This is a genomic window from Halomonas mongoliensis (assembly GCF_052496345.1).
Genome location: NZ_CP199288.1, coordinates 45,405 through 61,151, shown reverse-complemented (window position 1 = coordinate 61,151; position 15,747 = coordinate 45,405). Strand labels below are relative to the sequence as shown.

17 protein-coding genes are annotated in these 15,747 nt (G+C 68.0%); 10 read left to right on the top strand and 7 right to left on the bottom strand.

Going from position 1 to position 15,747, the window contains the following annotated elements; all coding sequences use genetic code 11:
• Positions 1 to 24: 24 nt before the first annotated feature.
• Positions 25 to 852 (top strand): hypothetical protein, encoded by an 828-nt coding sequence (locus ACRYRV_RS00290; protein ID WP_444989550.1) that lies wholly within the window; start codon positions 25 to 27, stop codon positions 850 to 852.
• Positions 853 to 872: 20 nt separating this feature from the next.
• On the opposite strand, the gene ACRYRV_RS00285 is transcribed toward ACRYRV_RS00290, so the two are convergent.
• Positions 873 to 1,475 carry a glutathione peroxidase gene (locus tag ACRYRV_RS00285; RefSeq protein WP_445005943.1) on the bottom strand — a complete coding sequence of 201 codons (603 nt, stop codon included), beginning with the start codon at positions 1,473 to 1,475 and terminating at the stop codon, positions 873 to 875.
• A gap of 236 nt (positions 1,476 to 1,711) precedes the next feature.
• Between ACRYRV_RS00285 and ACRYRV_RS00280 the strand changes: the two genes are divergently transcribed.
• From ACRYRV_RS00280 to ACRYRV_RS00260, 5 genes are all read left to right on the top strand, one after another.
• Positions 1,712 to 2,959 (top strand): thiamine pyrophosphate-dependent dehydrogenase E1 component subunit alpha, encoded by a 1,248-nt coding sequence (locus tag ACRYRV_RS00280; RefSeq protein ID WP_444989023.1) that lies wholly within the window; start codon positions 1,712 to 1,714, stop codon positions 2,957 to 2,959.
• Between the two features lies 1 nt (position 2,960).
• The gene (locus tag ACRYRV_RS00275; RefSeq protein WP_444989021.1) at positions 2,961 to 3,938 is read left to right on the top strand and encodes an alpha-ketoacid dehydrogenase subunit beta; all 978 of its coding nucleotides are present in this window, start codon (positions 2,961 to 2,963) and stop codon (positions 3,936 to 3,938) included.
• A gap of 13 nt (positions 3,939 to 3,951) precedes the next feature.
• Positions 3,952 to 5,292, top strand: a complete 1,341-nt coding sequence (locus tag ACRYRV_RS00270; RefSeq protein ID WP_444989019.1) for a 2-oxo acid dehydrogenase subunit E2 — start codon at positions 3,952 to 3,954, stop codon at positions 5,290 to 5,292.
• 5 nt (positions 5,293 to 5,297) lie between these two features.
• The gene (locus ACRYRV_RS00265) at positions 5,298 to 7,145 is read left to right on the top strand and encodes a protein kinase domain-containing protein (protein WP_444989017.1); all 1,848 of its coding nucleotides are present in this window, start codon (positions 5,298 to 5,300) and stop codon (positions 7,143 to 7,145) included.
• Between the two features lie 95 nt (positions 7,146 to 7,240).
• Positions 7,241 to 8,056, top strand: a complete 816-nt coding sequence (locus tag ACRYRV_RS00260; RefSeq protein WP_444989015.1) for a hypothetical protein — start codon at positions 7,241 to 7,243, stop codon at positions 8,054 to 8,056.
• On the opposite strand, the gene ACRYRV_RS00255 is transcribed toward ACRYRV_RS00260, so the two are convergent.
• The 4 genes from ACRYRV_RS00255 to ACRYRV_RS00240 are packed head-to-tail and all read right to left on the bottom strand — an operon-like array spanning position 8,053 to position 11,517.
• Complete coding sequence (locus ACRYRV_RS00255) at positions 8,053 to 8,586, bottom strand: winged helix DNA-binding protein (protein WP_444989013.1); 534 nt, start codon at positions 8,584 to 8,586, stop codon at positions 8,053 to 8,055. The genes ACRYRV_RS00260 and ACRYRV_RS00255 overlap by 4 nt on opposite strands.
• Entirely contained in the window at positions 8,583 to 9,884 is a 1,302-nt protein-coding gene (locus tag ACRYRV_RS00250; RefSeq protein ID WP_444989011.1) for a TRAP transporter large permease, read from the bottom strand. Before ACRYRV_RS00250 ends, ACRYRV_RS00255 begins: the two co-directional genes overlap by 4 nt.
• A 16-nt stretch (positions 9,885 to 9,900) precedes the next feature.
• On the bottom strand, positions 9,901 to 10,452 hold the full coding sequence (locus ACRYRV_RS00245) for a TRAP transporter small permease (RefSeq protein WP_444989009.1): 552 nt from the start codon (positions 10,450 to 10,452) through the stop codon (positions 9,901 to 9,903).
• 60 nt (positions 10,453 to 10,512) lie between these two features.
• Complete coding sequence (locus ACRYRV_RS00240; RefSeq protein WP_444989007.1) at positions 10,513 to 11,517, bottom strand: TRAP transporter substrate-binding protein; 1,005 nt, start codon at positions 11,515 to 11,517, stop codon at positions 10,513 to 10,515.
• 217 nt (positions 11,518 to 11,734) lie between these two features.
• Here ACRYRV_RS00240 and ACRYRV_RS00235 point away from each other — a divergent pair, with 217 nt between their 5' ends.
• From ACRYRV_RS00235 to ACRYRV_RS00225, 3 genes are read left to right on the top strand one after another with little or no spacing between them, the layout of a single operon-like run.
• Positions 11,735 to 12,490 (top strand): 5-oxoprolinase subunit PxpA, encoded by a 756-nt coding sequence (locus ACRYRV_RS00235; protein ID WP_444989005.1) that lies wholly within the window; start codon positions 11,735 to 11,737, stop codon positions 12,488 to 12,490.
• Positions 12,487 to 13,209 carry a 5-oxoprolinase subunit PxpB gene (gene pxpB, locus ACRYRV_RS00230; RefSeq protein ID WP_444989003.1) on the top strand — a complete coding sequence of 241 codons (723 nt, stop codon included), beginning with the start codon at positions 12,487 to 12,489 and terminating at the stop codon, positions 13,207 to 13,209. The genes ACRYRV_RS00235 and pxpB overlap by 4 nt, the downstream gene beginning before the upstream one ends.
• Positions 13,206 to 14,150 carry a biotin-dependent carboxyltransferase family protein gene (locus ACRYRV_RS00225; protein ID WP_444989001.1) on the top strand — a complete coding sequence of 315 codons (945 nt, stop codon included), beginning with the start codon at positions 13,206 to 13,208 and terminating at the stop codon, positions 14,148 to 14,150. Before pxpB ends, ACRYRV_RS00225 begins: the two co-directional genes overlap by 4 nt.
• A 21-nt stretch (positions 14,151 to 14,171) precedes the next feature.
• On the opposite strand, the gene ACRYRV_RS00220 is transcribed toward ACRYRV_RS00225, so the two are convergent.
• Positions 14,172 to 14,381: a hypothetical protein gene (locus ACRYRV_RS00220; protein WP_305501584.1), complete on the bottom strand. Its 210-nt coding sequence runs from the start codon at positions 14,379 to 14,381 to the stop codon at positions 14,172 to 14,174.
• Between the two features lie 259 nt (positions 14,382 to 14,640).
• Between ACRYRV_RS00220 and sugE the strand changes: the two genes are divergently transcribed.
• Positions 14,641 to 14,955, top strand: coding sequence for a quaternary ammonium compound efflux SMR transporter SugE (sugE, locus tag ACRYRV_RS00215; RefSeq protein ID WP_309636911.1), 315 nt, complete (start codon positions 14,641 to 14,643; stop codon positions 14,953 to 14,955).
• A gap of 69 nt (positions 14,956 to 15,024) precedes the next feature.
• Here sugE and csiR read toward each other — a convergent pair whose 3' ends face one another.
• The gene (csiR, locus tag ACRYRV_RS00210) at positions 15,025 to 15,708 is read right to left on the bottom strand and encodes a DNA-binding transcriptional regulator CsiR (protein WP_444988999.1); all 684 of its coding nucleotides are present in this window, start codon (positions 15,706 to 15,708) and stop codon (positions 15,025 to 15,027) included.
• Positions 15,709 to 15,747: the final 39 nt, after the last annotated feature.

Below are 15,747 nucleotides of genomic sequence, written 5' to 3'. Positions count from 1 at the left end.
GGCTGTGAGTTTGAGGTGGGTGACATGATTGCCGTTATTAACGGAAGTTATGTCCATGCTGGCTATGCCTTGTCAGTCAGGCAGGAGCTGGCTACTTCCCTGGGCGAATTGTTGCATACTATCGCCAGAAGTCTTTCGGTTGTTGAGGTTGGTGCGGAGTGGGTGAGCAGGCTTAAGCTGTTTCTGGATGTTTGTTGTCCTGAAAATAGCAGGTTTTTTGATGATGTTTCATTATCGAAAAAGTCTACTGGCAAGCAGCTCTCTGTATCTTTTCGTGGTATACCGGAGATGATACAGGCTCTATGGCTGGCAAGGAGGGGGTTTGATGAGGCTCTCATTGACTGTTTTTCTTGCCCTTCTGCCAACCCCTTGTTTGTCAATGGTGGGCAGGGTGTTGTCAGTCAGGCGTCATTCCTAAGACCAGAGCTTTCTTTGGCGTCGTCGAAGTTGATTGATGCACTGCATTTTTCTGCGTGGCAGGCTTTGCGTCGAATATGCTTCATGTTAAATCCTGCGTCAGGCAATCTTCTGGACGCTTCCAGCGGGGGGCTTGATCTTGGTCTTATACAAGTACCAAAAAGGCTTCAGGCTCGTTTGGACCAGCAGCGCTTGCTGTCTGGGGTGAGGCCATTTTGTATGGGGAGCAGTGCGTCTAACGGCATCGAGGATTGCTGGACCTATGGAGTATTTCTGGTTTATCAATTGAAAGAGATGATAGCGCTTGTCAGGGAGATGCTGTTGGAGGAAGCCGCGGTGGCTGAGTATATCAAGAGGGTCGAGCGAGGTGAAAAAGTTAAGTATAGAGGCTTGGTGGAAGAAGCTGGGCTTTTAAGGGGGCTGCGCTATGACTAGCTGCTCGTCGCCCCCGGCGCTCAGTGATCGGCGAGCAGCGCCTCGATGGCGCGGCGCATCTGGCGTGAGTCGGGGCGCACGCTGGAGCCGAAATGGGCCACCACCTCGCCGTCGGCATTCACCAGGTACTTGGTGAAGTTCCAGCGCGGCGCCTCGCTCTGCCGCGCCAGCTCGGCGAACAGCGGATGGGCCTCGGGCCCGCGCACCGCAATGGGCGCGAACATGTCGAAGGTCACCCCGAAGTTGACGAAGCAGACCTCGGCGGCGCCCTCCTCGTCGATCTCCTGGTTGAAGTCGTTGGACGAGAAGCCGGCGACCCTGAGGCCGCGTGTGTGATAGCGCTGGTGCAGCGCCTCGAGCCCCTCGAACTGGCCGGTAAAGCCGCAGCGGCTGGCGGTGTTGACCAGCAGCAGGGGAGCGCCGCCCAGCCGCTCCTGCAGATCGACCACCTCGCTCGAGTGCAGGCGCCTGAGCTCGTGATCCAGCAGCCCCGCCTCGCCATTGGCAGAAGCGGTGCCCGACGAGGCCGCCGTGGATACGGCCGCCGTGGACACGGCTGTGGCCGGTGAGGCGAGCAGGACGAGGCCGGCGGTCAGCAGGCCGGTTAGCAGATGACGCATCATGGAGGCTCCCTTGGACGACCCGACGCCGGGCCCGTAGACATTGACCCCGAGGGGCGCCGACGGTTCTCGCTAGTGAAATCGACTGCCCTGAAGCGCCAGCGTGGCGTGATGGGTGCACAGATCTGCATTTTACGTTAACGTCATCCTGGGTTGCGTTGACCCGCCGGCGGCAATCCCGCTGGCAAAGGGCGAGACAAGCGACAACACTGCCCCCAAAAGGGGTAGAGGAAACCGAGATGACAACAACACAAGACATTTATGCGCCGCGGTTTCTCAGCGGCGACGAGTTCTCCATTCCCACCTTCCGGCTGCTCCGCCAGGACGGCACCCTCCATGAGGGCGCCGAGGCGCCGGCCCTGACGCGCGACCAGGCGCTCAGGATCTACCGCGCCATGGTGGCGACCCGAGTGATGGACGAGCGCATGATGGCGGCCCAGCGTCAGGGACGGCTCTCCTTCTATATGCAGTGCACCGGCGAGGAGGCCGCGGTGATCGGCGCCGCGGCGGCCCTGGACGATGCCGACATGATCATGGCCCAGTACCGCGAGCAGGGGGCCCTGGTCTACCGCGGCTTCAGCTACGACGAGTTCATGAACCAGCTGTTCGGCAACGAGCTCGACTACGGCAAGGGGCGCCAGATGCCGATCCACTACGGGTCGCGCAAGCTCCACTACATGACCATCTCCTCCCCCCTGGCCACCCAGATCCCCCAAGCCACCGGCTACGCCTACGGCCAGAAGCTGGCCGGTGACGGCCACTGCACCATCGTCTTCTTCGGCGAGGGGGCCGCCTCCGAGGGGGACTTCCACGCTGCGCTCAACATGGCCGCCGTGCACGAGGTGCCGGTGATCTTCTTCTGCCGCAACAACGGCTACGCCATCTCCACCCCCTCCATCGAGCAGTTCGCCGCCGACGGCGTGGCGCCTCGGGCCTTCGGCTACCGCATGCATGTGCTCCGGGTCGACGGCAACGACGTGCTGGCGGTGCTCGCCGCGACCCGGGAGGCGCGGCGCATCGCCGTGGAGCAGAACAAGCCGGTGCTGATCGAGGCGATGACCTACCGCCTGGCCGCTCACTCCTCCTCCGATGACCCCTCCGGCTACCGCTCCAAGAAGGAGGAGGAGGCGTGGCGCGACAAGGACCCCCTCCAGCGCCTGAAGCACTGGCTGGTCGCCCGCGACTGGTGGGATGACGACGAGGAGAAGGCGCTCCAGGAGACCCTGCGCCGGGAGGTGCTGGAGACCATGAAGCGCGCCGAGAAGCGCCCGCCGCCGCCCCTCGATAGCCTGGTCACCGACGTCTACGCCGATGTGACCCCGGCCCTGCAGCGCCAGCTCGACCGCCTCAAGACCCATATCCGCCTCTATCCGGAGGCCTATCCCAGGGGCGCACGCTCCCTGGACCCGGACGTCAAGGCCCGCGAGGCCGACGGCGATGCGGGCGACGATTCAGTCAGCGACCCGGTCAACCAGGGAGGGGAGTGAGATGGCCAACATGAACATGCTGCAGGCGATCAACAACGCCCTGGATATCGCCATGGCCGAGGACGAGAAGGTCATCTGCTTCGGCGAGGACGTGGGCTTCTTCGGCGGCGTCTTTCGCGCCACCAGCCACCTCCAGGAGAAGTACGGCCGTGCGCGCTGCTTCAATACGCCGCTGGTGGAGCAGGGCATCATCGGCTTCGCCAACGGCCTGGCCGCCCAGGGCTCGGTGCCGGTGGCGGAGATCCAGTTCGCCGACTACATCTTTCCGGCCTTCGACCAGATCGTCAACGAGACCGCCAAGTTCCGCTACCGCTCCGGGGATCTGTTCAACGTCGGCGGTCTGACCATCCGCGCCCCCTACGGCGGCGGCATCTCCGGGGGGCACTATCACTCCCAGTCGCCGGAGGCCTACTTCGCCCATACCCCCGGCCTCAAGGTGGTGGTACCGCGCAACCCCTACCAGGCCAAGGGGCTGCTGCTCTCGGCCATCCGCGACCCCGACCCGGTGCTCTTCTTCGAGCCCAAGCGCCTCTACCGCGCCTCCACCGGGGAGGTGCCCGAAGAGGATTACCAGCTGCCCATCGGCGAGGCGGAGGTGACCCGGGAGGGCACCGACGTCACCCTGCTCGGCTGGGGCGCCCAGATGGAGGTGATCGAGCGCGCCGTGGAGCTGGCCGAGAAGGAGGGCATCTCCTGCGAGGTGATCGACCTGCGCTCCATCCTGCCCTGGGACGAGGACAGCGTGGTGGAGTCGGTGCTCAAGACCGGCCGCCTGGTGGTCACCCACGAGGCGCCGCTGACCGGCGGCTTCGCCGGCGAGATCGCCGCCACGATTCAGGAACGCTGCTTCCTCTACCTGGAAGCGCCCATCGCCCGGGTGACCGGCCTGGATACCCCCTTTCCGCTCACGCTGGAGAAGGAGTACCTGCCGGACCACCTGAAGATCTTCGAAGCGATCAAGGCCTCCGTGGCCTTCTGAGGGAGAGAGAGCGATGAGCGATTTCATGCTGCCCGATATCGGCGAAGGTATCGTGGAGTGCGAGGTAGTGGAGTGGCACGTGGCCGAGGGCGACGTGATCGAGGAGGACCAGCCGGTGGTCGAGGTGATGACCGACAAGGCGCTGGTGGAGATCACCGCCCCCGAGGCGGGCCGGGTGACCCGGCTCTATGTGCAGAAGGGCGAGATCGCCAAGGTGCATGCGCCGCTGTTCGGCTATCTGGCCGAGGGCGAGGCGGCCGATGAGGCGGCGGCGCAGGCGCCCGAGGTCCCGGCCAAAGAGGGCCCGGTCAAAGAAACCCCGACCAGCGAGAGCCTGACCGGCGATAGCCCAGCCAAAGAAAGCCCGGCCAAAGAGAGCCCGGCGGCCGCGGCCGAGGCGCCGTCGACCCGGGCACAGGCCCTGGAAGAGGAGGGCGCCGCGCCGGGTCGCGGCCCCTACGGGCGCATTCCGGCGGCGCCGGCGGTGCGTCGCCTGCTGCGCGAGCACGGCCTCGAACTCGAGGCGGTGCCGGGCTCCGGCCCCCAGGGGCGGGTACTCAAGGAGGATGTGCTGCGCTATCTGGAGGAGGGCGAAGCCGCCGGCCCCGCCGAGAGCGTCCCGGCGCCGTCCGCCGCCGCCGCTGGCGAAGCGGTTCGCGTGGAGCCCCTGCGCGGCGTGCGGGCGGTGATGGCGAAACGCATGGTGGAATCGGCCAGCACCATTCCCCACTTCCAGTACGGGGAGGAGATCGACGTCACCGAGCTCCTGGCGCTGCGCGAGCGGTTGAAGCCCCTGGCCGAGGGGGAGGGCGTGCGCCTGACCCTGATGCCCTTCTTCATGAAGGCGATGGCGCTCGCGGTGCGCGAGGCGCCGATCCTCAACGCCCGGCTCAGCGACGACGAAAGCGAGATCCACTACCTGGGCGGGGTCAACGTCGGCATGGCGGTGGACAGCCGCGCCGGCCTTCTGGTGCCCAACGTAAAGGGGGTGGAGCGTCTCTCCCTGCTGGGCATCGCCGGCGAGGTGGCGCGGCTGACCGAGGCGGCCCGGGCCGGCAGGGTGAGCCAGGAGGACCTCAAGGGTGGCACCATCAGCATCTCCAATATCGGGGCGCTCGGGGGCACCTATGCGGCCCCCATCATCAACGCCCCTGAGGTGGCCATCGTCGCCATCGGCAAGACCCAGTGGCTGCCGCGCTTCGATGCCGAGGACCGCGTGGTCAAGCGGGCGATCATGACCGTCACCTGGGCCGGCGACCACCGCATTATCGACGGCGGCACCATCGCGCGCTTCTGCAACGCCTGGAAGGGCTATCTGGAGGACCCGGAGACCATGTTGCTTCACTTGAGCTGACGGCAATGACCCAGGCGCCCCTGCAGCAGTTCTATATCCCGGAAGAGCAGTCGATCTACCTGCTCAGCCACGACGACGCCCGCAAGCTCAAGGCGTGGGTGGCGCTCTGCCAGGAGCAGCTCGAGCAGCTGGGCTACCGGGAGATCACCCTGATCGGCAAGGGCGCCTACGGCTTCGTCTTCGCCGGGCTCACGGCGCTGGGCGATCAGTACGTCTTCAAGTTCACCCGGGTCACCCTGCCCCAGCACCTCCAGGACCGCCTGGAGGAGGAGGCCTTCATGCTGGAGCAGGTGGACCACCCCCGGGTGCCGAAGCTGATCGCCTACCAGCGGGTGCGCCACCAGGCGATCCTCGTCATGCAGCGGGCGCCGGGCCTCAACCTGGAGGAGGTGTCGCTGCGGGAGGGGCGCCTCTCGCCGCGGCTGGTGGTGCATATCGCCGGCCAGCTGGCCGATATCCTGCGCGCCCTGCGCCGGGAGAGCGGCCCGGCCGGCCGGCCCATCGTGCATGGCGACATCAAGCCCTCCAACCTGGTGTTCGACGCCGCCACCGAGAACATCGCCCTGATCGACTGGGGCTCCTCGGTGTTCGCCCAGCTCGACGCCAACCAGCAGTTCGTGGCGGCCAACGTCATGGAGCTGATGTCCGACAACCTGCAGCAGACCAACGCCCGCCTGGGCGACGTCTATTTCATCGGCGAGGAGCAGCTGAACGGCGCGCTCTCCTCGCCGCGCTTCGACGAGCAGGGCGCCGCCGGCACCCTCTATGCGCTCGCCTCGGCCCAGTCCTGCCGCTTCGGCCACCGTGCCATCCCCGCCACCTCCCTGGGACTGCCGGTGGAGTTCGCCCGCATGCTCGACGGCATGCTCGACCCCGACCCGCGCCAGCGCCACCGGGCCGGCGATCACTTTATCCGCGAGATGCCGAGGCTCGCCCGCACCGTGATGATCGACCTGCCGGAGCCAGCGCCCCAGGCCCTGGTGCCGGTCTGGCTGCGCCCCGCCGAGCGGGAGATCGACACCGTGGTCTACAGCTCCCGCAAGGCCTTCCTGCGCGAGGAGGGGGCGCCGGAGACCCTCAGCGACGTCAACGACGTCCAGCTCGACCGCTACTACAAGAACTTCATGCAGGGCATGGGCGAGACCGAGAAGGCCTTTCTCGCCGCGGTGAGCCGGCTGGGGCGCTACCCGGTGGTGGGCGGCCTGGCGGTGCGCTGGGAGGCCGACGGCGTCTATATCGACACCTCCCTGAACCTCCATGACCCCGAGCTGAAGCCGGCCTTTATCGCCGCGGTCAACAATATGGTGCACCTGGCCCGGGCCATCTACCGCCAGGGCATCTTCAAGAGCTGCCTGTTCAACGCCCGAGATACCCTGCACCTGGAGCGTGAGCGCCAGGAGGAGCCCTTTTGCATCGCCCCCGGCATGCGGCTGGCCTACGAGGTAAGCGCGGTGCCGGAGCTCGAGGACCATACCCGGCTGCACAGCTACTTCGAGGATGGCCCCGACCCCGAGGAGTTCCTGATCCTGCCCGAGCAGATCATCGTTGCCCTGGAGGCGCTCAACGCCATCCACCACACCGGCATGATCATCTTCGAGGCGCTGCCGACGCACCTCAAGATCCACAGCTACTACCGACTGCTGGACCCCTCACGGGAGGCGGAGTTTCGCCTGCGGCTGGAGGAGATCCTCGACGCCGTGGGGCTCATCGAGGGGCTCGGCGTCTCCGGCTTCATGAAGATGCCCTACAAGGACACCCGCTTCTTCCCCCACGTGGAACGCCAGCCGGAGCGCTTCTATCCCCGCAACCCGCGGGAGTGGGCAGCGCTGTCGGGGCATACGCCAATACGATAAGGTGTTCAGGCCGAGTGCACGGCCCGGAAAGGCGCTTTCCGGGCCGTGTTCGCGTCGGCCAGCATAAGCGACTAAGACGGAGAGTCCGCCGCAATATGATCGAGGTACTGCTGCTCAAGCTGGTGGCCACCGCCGCCATTGTGGTCGGCGTGGCCCTGGCGGTGGGGCGGCTGGGTCCCCGCCTCGGCGGGATCCTCGCCGGCATGCCGGTGATCCTGGGCCCTGGCTACTTCTTCATGCTCCAGGAGCAGGCGCCTCCCTTCGTGCGCGATGCGGTGCTGGCCACCCTCCATGCCCTGGTGGCGACGCTGCTCTTCACCGTCTGCTTCGTGCTGGTGGCGGGGCGACTCTCGGCGCTGCGCAGCCTCGGGCTTTCGATCCTCTGCTGGGTGCCGGCGGCGCTGCTCTTCAGCGGCATTCCCGGCGGGCTCGGGGTGGCGGTGCTGGCCTACCTGGTGGCGCTGGGTGGGGCCGAGCGGGTCAACCGCGCCCTGCACCTGGACCAGCCGGTGGTGCTGGCCCGGGCCGGCTGGCTCGACCTGGTGCTGCGGGGGCTGCTGGCGGGGCTCCTGGTCAGCCTGGCCACGACCCTTGGGGCCCAGGCCGGGCCGCTGCTCTCCGGTATCCTGCTGGGCTTCCCGGCGGGGATCCTCACCATCGCCTGGACCCTGCACGAGCGCTACGGGGCCGAGGTGGCGAGGATGACGGTGAGCATGACCCAGCGCGGCATGCTGAGCCTGATCGCCTTCTGCAGCGTGAGCTATCTGACGGTGGGGCGGCTGCCCTGGGGAGCGGTCTTCGTGCTGTCGCTTGTCGCCTCGGTCGCCGTCAGCATGCTGCTGTTTGCCATCAGCCGCTGGCGCGCCCGGCGGCTCTACCCCTCGCCGCCCCCCGGTCCCCAGCGCCCCTAGAGCGAGGCGGCGGAGCGAGCGGCCTGGTCGTAGAGCCCGGACATGGCGCGCAGCATGCCGGCCAGGCGGCTCATCTCCTCCCCCTCGATGCCCAGGGAGGAGAGCGACTCCACCAGGCAGTCCTCGCGGATCTCGGCGTAGCGCTGGCAGGCCTCGCGCCCCTTCTCCGTGGTGCGAAAGAAGGTCTCCTTGCCGTGCTTCTCGCTGGCCACCAGCTCCAGCTTGGCGAGCTTCTTCAGCGCATAGGTCACGGTATGGGAGTCCTCCACGTTGAGCACCAGGCAGATATCGGCGAGCCGCTTGGCGCGCTTGCGGTGGTTGACGCTGTGCACCACCAGCACGTCCAGGGGGCCGAGCTCCGGGTAGCCGGTGGCCGTCATGCAGCGCACCATCCAGCGGTTGAAGGCGTTGGAGGCGATGATCAGGCCGAACTCGAACTCGGACTGCTCCATGGCGCGGTGGGAGAGGTGCTCGGAGGAGACGATGGGGCCGCGTGAGCGGCCCCTGTCGCGAGCGGGTGTATCGGTCATCGGCGTCCACTCATGGCTTCGGGCAGGAAGGTGACGATTTCCGGGAAGATGGAGATCAGCACCACGCCCAGCATCATCAGGAAGAAGAAGGGCATGGCCGCCCAGGCGATGCTCAAGAGGTCCTTGCCCGTCATCCCCTGCAGCACGAAGAGGTTGAAGCCGACCGGGGGCGTGATCTGCGACATCTCCACCACGATCACCAGATAGATGCCGAACCATATCAGGTCGATGCCCGCCGCTTCCACCATGGGCAGCATGATGGAGGTGGTCAGCACCACCACCGAGATGCCGTCCAGGAAGCAGCCCAGGATGATGAAGAACACCGTCAGGGCGGCCAGCAGCATCCAGGGGGAGAGCTCCATGGTGCCGATCCAGGCGGCCAGCTCCCGGGGCAGGCCGGTAAAGCCCATGGCGGCGGTGAGGAAGGCGGCGCCGGCCAGGATGAAGGCGATCATGGTGGAGGTGCGCACGGCGCCCAGCACGGCGTCGCGGAACACGGCCAGGTCCATGTTGCCCTGCACCCTGGCGAGGATCAGCGACAGCACCACGCCGACGGCGGCGGCCTCGGTGGGGGAGGCCAGGCCGGTATAGATCGACCCGATCACGCCCACGATCAGGGCCAGCATGGGCAGCAGCCGGCGGGCGCGGCGCAGCTTCTCGCCCAGGGGCAGGCGCGCGTCGGCCGCGGGCACGCGGTCCGGATAGCGCCAGGCCCAGACCATCAGGTAGAGCGCGAACAGCGAGATCAGCATCAGGCCCGGGAAGACCCCGGCCATGAAGAGGCGCGCGATGGACTGGTCGGTGGCCACCGCGAAGACGATCAGGATGATCGACGGCGGAATCAGCAGCCCCAGGGTGGCGGAGCCCGCCAGGGTGCCGATCACCAGGCGCTCGTCATAGCCGCGGCGGGTCAGTTCGGGGATGGTCATCTTGCCCATGGTGGCGCAGGTGGCCGCCGAGGAGCCCGAGACCGCGGCGAACAGGCCGCAGCCCACCACGTTGGTGTGCAGCAGGCGCCCGGGGATGCGCTGCATCCAGGGGGAGAGGCCGGTGAACATGTCGTCGGCCAGCCGCGAGCGAAAGAGGATCTCGCCCATCCAGATGAACATCGGCAGGGCGGTCAGCTCCCAGCTGTAGCTGGAGCCCCAGATGTTGGAGGCCATGACATCCCCGGTGGGGATGGAGGTGAACTGGGAGAGCCCGAGCCAGCCGAGCCCGAGCAGCGAGAAGGCGACCCAGACGCCGCTGCCGAGCAGCATCAGCAGGGCCGCGAAGAGGATGATCATCATCAGGAGCATGTGGGGTCTCCGGGGCTCACTCGTGGCCGCTGTCGTTGATGGTGAAGGTGTTGGGGCGGGTCACCGCGACGCTCAGGGTATGCAGCCAGGCCTCGATGAGCGCCAGGCAGAACAGCAGGACGCCGGCCAGCATGGCGCTCTGCGGGATCCACAGCGGAATGCGCAGCAGGCCATAGGAGGTCTCGTTGAAGGTGATGCTGTCGTCCAGCAGCCAGTAGAGGTTCCAGGCCAGGTAGAGGCAAAGCGCCAGGGCTATGCTGAGGCAGAACACCTCGACCCAGGCGCGGGGGGCCGGGGAGAGTCGGCCGATCAGCAGGGTCACGCGGATATGCCCGCCGTGCACGAAGGTATAGGCGAGGCCGAGGAAGCTGGCGCCCACCAGCAGGAAGCCGGAGATCTCCGAGAGCCCGGGAATGGCCAGGCCGATGCGGTCGCCGCCCAGGGCCACGGCGGCGCGGTCGATCAGGCGGCCGACGATCTGGGCGGTGATCAGGGCGCAGATAAGGGTCAGGGAGGCGGCGGCGAGGTAGCCGCCAAGGGTATAGAGGGGGCGGAGTCGATAGCGCATAGGAGGGGTCTCGTGGTGGTCGAGTGGCGCCCCGGCATCGGCCGGGGCGCTCGGCCAGGATTACTCCCGGAGGGCCTCGTAGGCCTCGAGGATGGCGGCACCCTGGGCGCCGGCGCGCTCGGCCCACTCCTCGGTCATGGTGGCGCCGACGTCGCGCAGCAGCTCATCCAGCGCGGGAGTCGGGGTGCTGACGTGAATGCCGTTCTCCTCCAGCACGGCCAGGGCGTCGTCGGTCTCCTGGCGGCTCATCTCCCAGCCGCGCGCTTCGGCGGCCTCGGCGGCCTCGAGCACGGCCTGCTGGGTGGCCTCGTCGAGGCGCGAGAAGGCGCGCTCGCTGACGATGACCATGTTCTTGGGCAGCCACAGCTGGGCATGGTTGAAGTGCGAGAGGTAGTCCCAGGCCTTGGTGTCGGCGCCGGTGGCCGGCGAGGTCACCATGGCCGAAACGCGGCCGGTGCTGAAGGCGGTGGGAATGTCGGACACCTCGACCTGGGTCGGCACGGCGCCGGTCAGCTGGGCGAGGCGCTCGCTGGCGGTGTTGTAGGCGCGCATGCTGAGGTTGCGCAGGTCGCTCGGCTCTTCCACCAGGCTGTTGGTATAGATGCCCTGGGGCGGCCAGGGCACGGCGAATAGGATGCGCAGCTGCTGCTTGGCCAGCTCCTCGGCGATGATGTCGCGAGAGGCCTCCCACAGCGCCCAGGCCTCCTCGTAGCTGGCGGCGAGGTAGGGGACGGAGTCGACCTCGTAGATGGCGTTCTCGTTGGCCAGCCGCGACATGATCAGCTCGCCGATGGGCACGATGCCGCGACGCACCGAGTTCTTGATCTCGGCGTGGCCGATCAGGGAGTTGTTGGAGTGGACGGTGATGTCCAGCTCCCCATCGGTGCGTTCGCGAACGTCATCGGCGAACTCGCGGATGTTCACGGTATGAAAGGTGCGGTCGCCGTAGGGGGTCGGCATGTCCCAGCTGGTGGCGGCCTGGGCCGAGACGCTGAAGGTGGCGAGGCCGGCGCCGAGCGCAGCGGCCAGGGTGACATGGGGGAGGCGGGAGAAACCGGTTGTCATGGTGAATCCTCGGCTGAAGGAAGTTGTTGTCGAGTCGAGTTGAGGCCTGTGGCAGGGCCGTTGGCCCGTCTGGCATCCCTGTCAGCATAGCGGCCGTTCGCGATGAAGGTTAGAGATGCTGCCGGCGATTGGTCAACGCTATGTAGACTAATAGATGATGTGTTGTCGTAAAAACGTTGATAAATTCACGTCGAATTCACAGCAACGGGGAGGCGCCATGAAGACGCTGCTGCTCAACGCCGACATGGGGGAGAGCTACGGCCCCTGGGTCATGGGGCTCGACCACGAGGTGATGCCCCACGTGGATCTGGCCAACGTGGCCTGCGGCTTCCACGCCTCGGACCCGGACGTGATCCGCATGACGGTGCGCCTGGCCAGGAAGCACGGGGTGCGCGTCGGCGCCCACCCGGCCTATCCGGATCTGGTCGGCTTCGGGCGCCGCTCCCTGGCCTGCAGCGCCGAGGAGGTGGAGAACCTGGTGCTCTACCAGCTCGGAGCGCTCGATGGCATGTGCCGGGCCGAGGGCATGCAGGTGAGCTATGTGAAGCCCCACGGCGCCCTCTATAACGACATGGCCCGGGACCCCGAGATCATGGCCGCGGTGATGCGGGCGATACTCGCCTTCGACCCGGCGCTGCCCCTGATGACCATGGCCACCCGCGACACCTCGGCGGCCCGGGCCCTGGCCGAGGCCGAGGGCGTCACCCTCTGGTTCGAGGCCTTCGCCGACCGCGCCTACGACGGCGAGGGGCGCCTGGTCTCCCGCCGCGAAATGGGCGCGGTGCACCACGACCAGGCGGTGATCGTCGACCAGGCGGTGCGCATCGCCAGCGGCCGGCCGCTCACGGCAAGCGACGGCAGCGAACTGGTGCTTGCCGCCGACACCCTCTGCGTGCACGGCGACAACCCCGAGTCCATCGCCGCGGTGAGGGCGATCCGCCAGGCCCTCGGCGAGCGGAGCGCGGGATCATGAGGGGGGAGGGCGCGCGCCTGCCGCGGCTGGAGTCCGCCGGCCTGGACGGCTGGATGGTGCGGCTCTTCGAGCGCATCGACGAGCAGAACCTGGCCTGGATCACCGCCCTGAGCCGTGACTGCGAGGCGGCCTTCGGCGAGGCGCTTGTGGACCTGGTGCCCTCCTATACCACCCTGCTGGTGCTCTTCGACCCGCTCAGGCTCGCCCCCGAGGAGGCCCGCGGCCGCCTGCAGGCCCTGCTGGCCGGGCTGGCCCCGGACGACCAGGCCGAGGCCGGCGAGCTCCACGAGCTGCCCACCTGGTATGACCCGAGCGTGGGGCCGGACCTTCCCCGAGTGGCCCGCCATGCCGGCATGAGCGTGGAGGAGGTGGTCGCCTGCCACGCCGGCCGCGACTACCGGGTCTTCGCCCTGGGCTTCGCCCCCGGCTTCGCCTTCATGGGGCTGCTCGACGAGCGCCTGGAGGTGCCGCGGCTCGACACGCCCCGGAAGCGGGTGCCGGTCAACAGCGTGGCCATCGCCGGGCGCCAGACCGCCGCCTATCCGGCGGTGACGCCGGGGGGCTGGAACCTGCTGGGGCGCACCGCGGCGCGGCTCTTCGATCGCGACCGGGAGGGCTTCAGCCTGCTCCGGGTGGGCGACCGGGTGCGCTTCGTGCCCGTGGACCGGGCGACCTTCGAGTCCCTGGGGGGCGATATCGCGCCCATGGAGGCGCCATGAATCAATATACCGTTATCGGATTTCGCGTCGAGCGTGCCGGCCCCTTGGCGCTGCTGCAGGATGCCGGGCGCTTCGGTGTGCGCCGCCTGGGCGTCACCCAGGGCGGCCCGGCCGATCTCCACGGCTGGGCCTGGGCCAACCGCCTGGCGGGCAACCCCTGGGGCACGCCGGCGCTGGAGGTCACCTTCGGCGGCCTGGCCCTGGTCGCCGAGCGCGACCTGACGCTCGCCGTGGCCGGCGCCGACCTGGGCGCCACCCTGGATGGCGAGCCGCTGCCGCTATGGCAGCGCGTCACCTGCAAGGAGGGGCAGCGGCTGGTCTTCGCCGCGCCGGCCAACGGCCTGCGCGCCTACCTGGCGGTGGCCGGGGGCTTCGTCGCCGAGCCGGTGCTGGGCAGCGTGGCCTGCGTGGTGCGCGAGGGGCTGGGCGGCTTCGACGGGCGCGGCAGCCGGCTTGCCGAAGGGGATCGCCTGACGGTGGGGGAGCCCGCTCCCGGGGCGCACTCGCCGGCGGCGGCCCCCGCCGAGGCGCGCCTCGACTATCGCGCTCCGGCCAGGCTTGCGCTGCTGCCCGGCGCCCAGATCGGCGACTTCACCGGCCAGAGCCTCTATCGGGCCTTCAACTCGGCCTGGCGGGTGGATGACCGCGCCGACCGCATGGGGGTGAGGCTGACCGGGCCGCGGCTGCAGTGCCGCATCGCTTCGCTGGTCTCGGAGGGCATTGGCCTCGGGGCCGTGCAGGTGCCGCCGGACGGCCAGCCCATCGCGCTGCTCAACGACCGCCAGACGATCGGCGGCTATCCGCGGCTGGGGGCGCTGACGCCGCTTTCCGCCTCGCGGCTGGCCCAGTGCCTGCCGGGGCAGGAGGTGTGGCTGGTAGCAAGCTCGGGCGAGCAGGCGCTGGGCGAGCTGCGCCGCTTTCACACCGCACTCGCCCGCTAGAGAGGACTCAGGGCGAAGGCGTCAAGCGCCCAGGCCGCTCTCCCGCAGCACCTGGTCGATGCTGCGCTCGGTCGGGGCCTGGCTGTCGGTAGGCAGCAGCTGGGTCTCCAGGGCGGTGATGCCGCCCTCGACGCAGCGGGTGATCAGTTCGCTCTTGCTCAGGCCGGTGGTCTCGGCCAGGGTCTCGAGGCGGGCTTCCAGATCGCGGGAAAATCTCAGCAGGTGAGGCATCTCGTCGTCTCCAACAGGCCCATCCTCGGGCGGGGTGTTTTCCTCAGGATAAAACGGATGTTTTATCCTGTCACGCTTCCTTACGTTGAGCCTGCCATCCCGAGATGACGGCAGGGTGACAGCGGGTGCGGCCCCTTGAACTCCTCGCCCCGGGTGCTAGCATGCCCGGCTCGAACAGAGCATTGAACCAAGCGCCCGGGACGACCCGGTGCGCGCCTGCGCAGCGGGGACGGCCTCGCCTGGAAAGGACATCATCGAGATGGCGTGGATTCTTGTGGCCGTGGCCGGCCTGCTGGAGGTCGCCTGGGCCCTGGGGCTCAAGGCCTCCGCCGGCTTTACCCGGCCGATTCCGAGCGTGCTGACCGTGATCGCCATGGTGGCGAGCTTCTACCTGCTGGCCCAGGCCATGAAGGTGCTGCCGGTGGGCACCGCCTATGCGGTCTGGGTGGGCATCGGTGCGGTGGGCACCGTGCTGCTGGGCATCCTGATCTACGGCGACAGCGCCTCGCCGCTGCGCCTGCTCAGCCTGGTGCTGATCTTGGCCGGCCTGGTGGGCCTCAAGCTGGCCGGCTGAGGCAGGGGCGCGGGCGATCCAGGCTCTGTCGCTCTGTCGCTCTATCGCTCTATCCATGACTAGCCTAGCCTAGCCCTGGCGCTGCATCACCTCGGTGATGATCGGCACCGGGGTCATCAGGTGCTCGCGCATCATCTCGCTGGCGCGCTCCACGTCCCTGGCCAGGATCACCTCCACCAGGGCCGCGTGCTCCTGGCGCTTGCGCTCGAGGGCCGCCTCGGAGAAGACCGTCTCCCGCAGCCACAGATGGCGGTAGCGCTCCACCTGATCGAAGAGGCTCTCGCGCACCTGCAGCAGGTGGGGGGAGCGGCAGCCGCTGGCGATGGCGGTATGAAAGGCCTTGTGGCGAGCGTCCCAGACGTCGAGCAGGTCGTCGGGGCTCTTCACCTCCATCACCTTGGCAAGGGTATGGGCGGTGGCCAGGATCTCGGCCTCCCAGGCGTCGTCGCCGCGCTCGATGGCGAGCTTCAGCACCAGCCCCTCGAGCTGGGCCCGGGCGTCATAGAGGTCCTCGAGCTCCGCCAGGGACATGGGCGCCACCCGGTAGCCGCGCTGGCTGATGGCCACCACCAGCCGCTCGGCGACCAGCTGGGAGAGCGCCTCGCGCAGCGGGCCCACGCCGAGGTCGTAGCGCTCCTTGAGCCGGCTCATCAGCAGCTTCTCCCCGGGCCGGAAGACCCCGCGAGTGATGTCCTTCTTGAGCCAGTGATAGGCGCTGATGCCGAGGTTCTGGCGGGGAGTGGTGCTGTCCATGTCGTCTGCCTTGATGCCCTTTTGTCGGCATGATAGCGG

Coding starts and splice junctions, on each gene's coding strand:
- ACRYRV_RS00290 (WP_444989550.1), top strand. CDS start 25: ATGATTGCCGTTATTAACGGAAGTTATGTCCATGCTGGCTATGCCTTG.
- ACRYRV_RS00285 (WP_445005943.1), bottom strand. CDS start 1,475: ATGATGCGTCATCTGCTAACCGGCCTGCTGACCGCCGGCCTCGTCCTG.
- ACRYRV_RS00280 (WP_444989023.1), top strand. CDS start 1,712: ATGACAACAACACAAGACATTTATGCGCCGCGGTTTCTCAGCGGCGAC.
- ACRYRV_RS00275 (WP_444989021.1), top strand. CDS start 2,961: ATGGCCAACATGAACATGCTGCAGGCGATCAACAACGCCCTGGATATC.
- ACRYRV_RS00270 (WP_444989019.1), top strand. CDS start 3,952: ATGAGCGATTTCATGCTGCCCGATATCGGCGAAGGTATCGTGGAGTGC.
- ACRYRV_RS00265 (WP_444989017.1), top strand. CDS start 5,298: ATGACCCAGGCGCCCCTGCAGCAGTTCTATATCCCGGAAGAGCAGTCG.
- ACRYRV_RS00260 (WP_444989015.1), top strand. CDS start 7,241: ATGATCGAGGTACTGCTGCTCAAGCTGGTGGCCACCGCCGCCATTGTG.
- ACRYRV_RS00255 (WP_444989013.1), bottom strand. CDS start 8,586: ATGACCGATACACCCGCTCGCGACAGGGGCCGCTCACGCGGCCCCATC.
- ACRYRV_RS00250 (WP_444989011.1), bottom strand. CDS start 9,884: ATGCTCCTGATGATGATCATCCTCTTCGCGGCCCTGCTGATGCTGCTC.
- ACRYRV_RS00245 (WP_444989009.1), bottom strand. CDS start 10,452: ATGCGCTATCGACTCCGCCCCCTCTATACCCTTGGCGGCTACCTCGCC.
- ACRYRV_RS00240 (WP_444989007.1), bottom strand. CDS start 11,517: ATGACAACCGGTTTCTCCCGCCTCCCCCATGTCACCCTGGCCGCTGCG.
- ACRYRV_RS00235 (WP_444989005.1), top strand. CDS start 11,735: ATGAAGACGCTGCTGCTCAACGCCGACATGGGGGAGAGCTACGGCCCC.
- pxpB (WP_444989003.1), top strand. CDS start 12,487: ATGAGGGGGGAGGGCGCGCGCCTGCCGCGGCTGGAGTCCGCCGGCCTG.
- ACRYRV_RS00225 (WP_444989001.1), top strand. CDS start 13,206: ATGAATCAATATACCGTTATCGGATTTCGCGTCGAGCGTGCCGGCCCC.
- ACRYRV_RS00220 (WP_305501584.1), bottom strand. CDS start 14,381: ATGCCTCACCTGCTGAGATTTTCCCGCGATCTGGAAGCCCGCCTCGAG.
- sugE (WP_309636911.1), top strand. CDS start 14,641: ATGGCGTGGATTCTTGTGGCCGTGGCCGGCCTGCTGGAGGTCGCCTGG.
- csiR (WP_444988999.1), bottom strand. CDS start 15,708: ATGGACAGCACCACTCCCCGCCAGAACCTCGGCATCAGCGCCTATCAC.